This window comes from Robbsia andropogonis, assembly GCF_000970345.1.
GTDB classification, from domain to species: Bacteria; Pseudomonadota; Gammaproteobacteria; order Burkholderiales; family Burkholderiaceae; genus Robbsia; species Robbsia andropogonis.
This window is the reverse complement of record NZ_LAQU01000222.1, coordinates 1-742: the sequence shown is the minus strand read 5'-3', so window position 1 is coordinate 742 and position 742 is coordinate 1. Positions and strand designations below refer to the sequence as shown.

Annotated in this window: 1 protein-coding gene; it reads left to right on the top strand. The window is 58.6% G+C overall.

What is annotated here, in order from left to right; translation table 11 throughout:
* Positions 1-7 precede the first annotated feature (7 nt).
* The coding region (locus tag WM40_RS27260) for an AAA family ATPase (RefSeq protein ID WP_236693736.1) at positions 8-742 on the top strand (735 nt) is incomplete at its 3' end.

Here is a 742-nt window from a genome sequence, read left to right as displayed (position 1 = left end):
GCAAGGCATGACGATGTCTCTTCTTTTCCCGTCTACCGCTGAGCAGAGCGCCGTGGTCGATGCGGCCCTGCAGGGCGGCGATCTCAAAGTGAAAGCCTATGCCGGCGCCGGGAAGACCTCCACGCTTGAGCTGCTCGCCAGCGCGATGGGCGAGCGGCGCTGCAGCTACCTCGCGTTCAATAAAACCATCGCCGAGCATGCACGCCATAAATTCCCGGCACCCGTGAACTGCCGGACCGTGCACTCGCTCGCCTTTGCGTCAGTCAACGCGGCACTTACCGCACGGCTCAATTTACCGGAAGAAGCACCTCATCAATTAGCCGCGCGTTATAAGATCCAGCCTATTCGGGTTCCATCGGTAACGGGACGAGATCTCGATCTCGAGCAATTCGATCTCGGAAGAATGATCATTGAAGGCTTGGGTCGGTTTTGTCGTTCAGCCGATGCTGTACCGCTCGCTGAGCACATCGTCGTCGACGAGAAGGTTGACGAGCGCGCGGCCGCCTGGCTGCGCTCCAATCTCGTGCCCCATGTGGTCCGACTGTGGCAAGAAAGCGTTGATCCTAGGGGCCGTAGCGCCATCATCCCGGATGTCTATCTGAAAGTCTGGGCGCAATCCAACCCGAAGATCAACGCCGACGTCATCCTTTTTGACGAAGCGCAGGACAGCGATGGTGTCATGCTCTCTGTGCTCAGCCGTCAGAAGCATGCGCAAACGATTTACGTCGGTGACCCCTACCAG